This is a genomic window from Haloferax sp. s1 (assembly GCF_058382125.1).
In genome coordinates, this window is sequence record NZ_JBZRPK010000386.1 from 1 (window position 1) to 3,967 (window position 3,967).

Here is a 3,967-nt window from a genome sequence, read left to right on the forward strand (position 1 = left end):
CTTGACCCCGCCCGGCGCGTAGAGAACGGTGGAGCCGAGCACCGAGAAGATGGACGCGCCGATGAAGAGAGCGGCGGCGACGAGCGCGACGTAGGCCCGGTTGTCGCGCAGTCCATCGAGTCTCGGGCGTTCGAGGCGGCCGGTTCCGGGGTTTCCGTCGTAGCGAGCAGCGAAGACGAGCGCGTAGCCGAGCGCGACGGCGGCGATGAGCCAGAAGCCGACCTGCCACGCGGCGACGACGGCGATACCAGTGATGATGAGCGACGAGGCTCCGCTGCCGACGGTGACGCCGACCTGTTTCAGGCCCATTGCGAGATTCTTGCTCCCGGCGGGCGCGGCCGCGACGATGCCACGATTCGAGGCGGGCATCGCGGTCGAGTAGGCTCCACCGAGGAGCGCCGCCGTCACCAACAACAGCGCGTACGACGGTGTGGAAAGCGTGACACTGACGAGGGCGACGGCCAGCGCGAGGAGGCCGACGACCATCACCGGTTTTTCGCCGTAGCCATCGACAGCCGCGCCGCTCGGGAACAAGACGAGCGTGTAGCCGAGTAACCCGGCGGTCACGAAAACGCCGACCAGCGACTCGGAGAGTCCGAACTCCGTTCGAATCAACCCGGTCGCGGCGAAAATCGTGTAGTAACAGAGACTCGCTGCGGTCTGCCATCCGGCAACCGCGCCCACGGCCTGCCACGACCTGTCTATCGAACCCGCATCGGTCGAGCTCGCGTCGGTCGTGCCTGAAACCGTCCCGCTTCCGCCGTCTCCCGTCACTCGTGGTACGTCGGCGCGGCCGTCTCGACCACGTCGCAGGCGAGCGCTTCGAACGTCGCTTCGTCGGGGACGACGGTCACGTCGATACCGTGTGATTCCGCCGTTTCGCGGGTCGGCGGACCGATTGCACCGACGATGGCGTCGTTCAGACCGGCGATAACCTTCTCGCGGATACCCCGTTCTTCGGCGGCGTCGAGCAGGTGTTCGACCGTGAGCGACGAGGTGAAGAGTGCGGCTTCGAGGTTGCCCGTGGCAGCCATCTCGGCGGCTTTCCCAGACCCGTTGGGGCGGGTGAGTCGATAGAGGACCGTCTCGTGGACCTCCGCACCCGCTTCGCGCAGACCGTCGATGAGTTCCTGACTGCCGTGGTCGCTCCGAGCGACTTCGACTGTCGCGCCGTCAACGTCGGGAGCGAGGTGTTCGACCAGTCCGAGCGAGGTGTACTCTTCCGGGACGCGGTCGACTATCCAGCCTGCGCCGCGGGCCGCATCAGCAGTCGCAGGTCCGATACAGCAGAGGACCGAGCCGCCGGGTTCCCAGCCAGCCTCGTCGAGGAGTTCGACGCCCGTCTTGCTCGTGAGGATGACGTAGTCGCCATCTTCGGGCATCGCATCCGTCGGCTCGACCGCGAGCATCGGGTCCGGAACCGGCGTCGCGCCGAGCGATTCGAGGAGTTCGACGGCGCGGTCGATTCGGTCGTCGGCCGGTCGGAAGACGGCCGCGCGGACTTGTTGGCTCATTCGGTCTCCTCCACGTCGCCGCCGGTTGTAATCCGTTCGGTGATGGCGTCAGCGCCGCCACCGAGGAGGAACTCCTTCACGCGGTCGCGGGTCGCAGCCACCTCGCCGATGACGGTGATTGCGGGTGGCTCAATCTCGCCCTCGTCGCGCACGTCGACGATAGTGTCGAGCGTGCCGGTTGCGACTCGCATATCGGGCCACGTCGCCCGTTCGATGAGTGCGACTGGCATGTCGCCATCCATTCCCGCATCGCGAAGTTCGGCGGTGTAGAGGGGAAGTTTCCCGACACCCATGAGGACGACGAGCGTCCCCCCGGTCGCGGCGAGTGCTTCCCAGTCCACTGCAGACTCGTCCTTTGTCGGGTCCTCGTGGCCTGTGACGAACGAGACCGACGAGACGTGGTCGCGGTGGGTGACGGGGATGCCCGCCGACCCGGGACCGGCGACGGCCGAGGTGATTCCCGGCACGATGTCGAACGGGATTCCGTTTTCGGCGAGATGTTCCATCTCCTCGCCGCCGCGGCCGAAGACGAACGGGTCGCCGCCCTTCAGGCGGACGATTTCCTTGCCTTCGCGGGCGAGTTCGACCATCCGGTTGTTCGTGTACTCCTGCGGCGTCCACTCGCCGCCGGCCCGCTTGCCCACGTCTTCGCGCTTTTCGGCCGGAATCATCTGCAGAATCTCCGGGCCGGGAAGCTTGTCGTGGAGGACTACGTCCGCCTCGTCGATGAGGCGGGCAGCCTTCATCGTCAGCAGTTCCGGGTCACCCGGTCCGCTGCCGACGAGGTGGACCGTTCCGACGGTCGCGTCATCTGTCGATTCATCTACTGCCGTCTGCTCGTCCTCCACTGTCATCTTACTCCTCCTCGGCCTCTTCCCGGGCGGCTTCGACTAACTGTCCTGCACCGCGGTCGCGGAGGGCGGCCGCGAAGTCGCGGGCGGCGTTTGCGTGGTTCCCAACCGGCAGGTCGCGGGACGTCTTGATGGACTCCGAGCCGTCGGTTGCGAGCACGTGTACATCGACGTGGACGTGTTCGCCCTGCAGGAGGGCGTGGACGCCGACCGGTGCGATACAGCCGCCGCCGAGTTCGGCGAGGATGGTTCGCTCGACGGTGGTCTCGACGCGGCTCCGAGGGTGGTCGAGTTTGTCCTTGACGAGGTCGATGACTTCGGAGTCGGATGCGGTCACCGCAATCGCACCCTGACCGGGTGCGGGGACGAAATCCGTCCGGGGAAGTCGCTCGTAGTTGATTTTCTTGTCGAGACCGCTGCGCTTCAGTCCGGCCTCGGCGAGGACGATGGCGTCGTATTCGGTTTCGACCTTGCGTTCCATCGCCTGTCGTTCGAGTTCGGTGAGTCCGTCGAACCACTCGTCTGCGCTCTCGTCGAACTCCGCTTCGTGGTCGGTCTTGCCGCGCTTGCCCTGTCGTTCCTTGTCGTTTTCGACGCGAGCTTCGTGCTCGCGCTGGAGGTGCGTGGCGAGCAGTTTCTCGATGCGGGTGTCGATGTTACCGCGGAGCGGTTCGACTTCGATGTCGTCGCGGTAGTTGAGCAGTTGGGCCTGCCGGCGGAGCGACGAGGTGCCGACGACGGCTCCTTCGGGAAGTTCGTCGATGTCGTGGCCCTCGGCCGTGATGAGCACGTCGCCGGCGGGAGCGCGCTCGGGGACGCCCGCGACCACGAGGTCGTGGGGCTTCTCGGTCGGCATGTCCTTCATCGAGTGGACCGCGATATCGACCTCGCCGTCGAGGACGCGCTCGTCGAGCGCGTGGACGAACGCACCCGTCTTGCCGAGTCGGTGGATGAGTTCGTCCTGGATGAGGTCGCCCGTGGTCTCGACTTCGACGAGTTCGACGTCGAGTTTGCGACCTGCGAGCGCCTCCTGTACACTCGTGGCCTGTGCGCGAGCGAGCGCCGACCCTCGCGTCGCCAAGCGAAGTGTCCGTGTAGTCATATGCTGTTGTCCGGCCCCCGCGTTGAAAAGCCCTCCAGTTCGTTCCTCCCGAATCGGGTCGTGACGCGTCGAACGCGGGAAATCGTGATGATTTTCCACACGCGAATGGCGGGGTTTCCAACACGGTGGAGGTGTGGTTTCCAACACGGGAGTAGCGTGCTGTTCCCTGCCGACCTCACGAGAGAAAGACGGATACAACGCGCCTCCAACAACGTCCCCAATGCCCTCTCTCGATTCGGTTGTCAGGCAGGTCGGAGATTTCGTCGTCGTGGCGTTCCTCTTCTTCGGCCTGCTTCCGATTTTCGGTCCGCTTGATAACCTCTTACCGCTTTTCGGCTTCGACGCGCCGTCGTGGCTCGGGTTCGTACTCGCGGGCGCGGTGGGTTTCGTCCTGCTTTGGCTCCGCCCGCTTCGACTCCGTCTCGTCGTCCGGGTGTGGCTGGTCGGACTCGTAACGACGCTCACCTACGTCACGCTCTTCGCCTTCCTCGAACTGCGGG

5 protein-coding genes are annotated in these 3,967 nt (G+C 65.6%); 1 reads left to right on the forward strand and 4 read right to left on the reverse strand.

The genetic code is table 11. The features are described from left to right. The 4 genes from QT222_RS04915 to hemC form a co-directional block, all read right to left on the reverse strand. On the reverse strand, positions 1–705 hold a 705-nt coding region (locus QT222_RS04915), incomplete at its 3' end, for an MFS transporter (RefSeq protein ID WP_491476498.1). Between the two features lie 65 nt (positions 706–770). Next, positions 771–1,514: a uroporphyrinogen-III synthase gene (locus QT222_RS04920; protein ID WP_004058664.1), complete on the reverse strand. Its 744-nt coding sequence runs from the start codon at positions 1,512–1,514 to the stop codon at positions 771–773. Next, on the reverse strand, positions 1,511–2,368 hold the full coding sequence (gene cobA, locus QT222_RS04925) for a uroporphyrinogen-III C-methyltransferase (RefSeq protein WP_004058663.1): 858 nt from the start codon (positions 2,366–2,368) through the stop codon (positions 1,511–1,513). Before cobA ends, QT222_RS04920 begins: the two co-directional genes overlap by 4 nt. A gap of 1 nt (position 2,369) precedes the next feature. Continuing rightward, entirely contained in the window at positions 2,370–3,467 is a 1,098-nt protein-coding gene (hemC, locus tag QT222_RS04930; protein WP_004058662.1) for a hydroxymethylbilane synthase, read from the reverse strand. Positions 3,468–3,687: 220 nt separating this feature from the next. Here hemC and QT222_RS04935 point away from each other — a divergent pair. Next, positions 3,688–3,967, forward strand: a 280-nt coding sequence (locus tag QT222_RS04935) for a hypothetical protein (RefSeq protein WP_491476497.1), incomplete at its 3' end; no start/stop codon positions are given.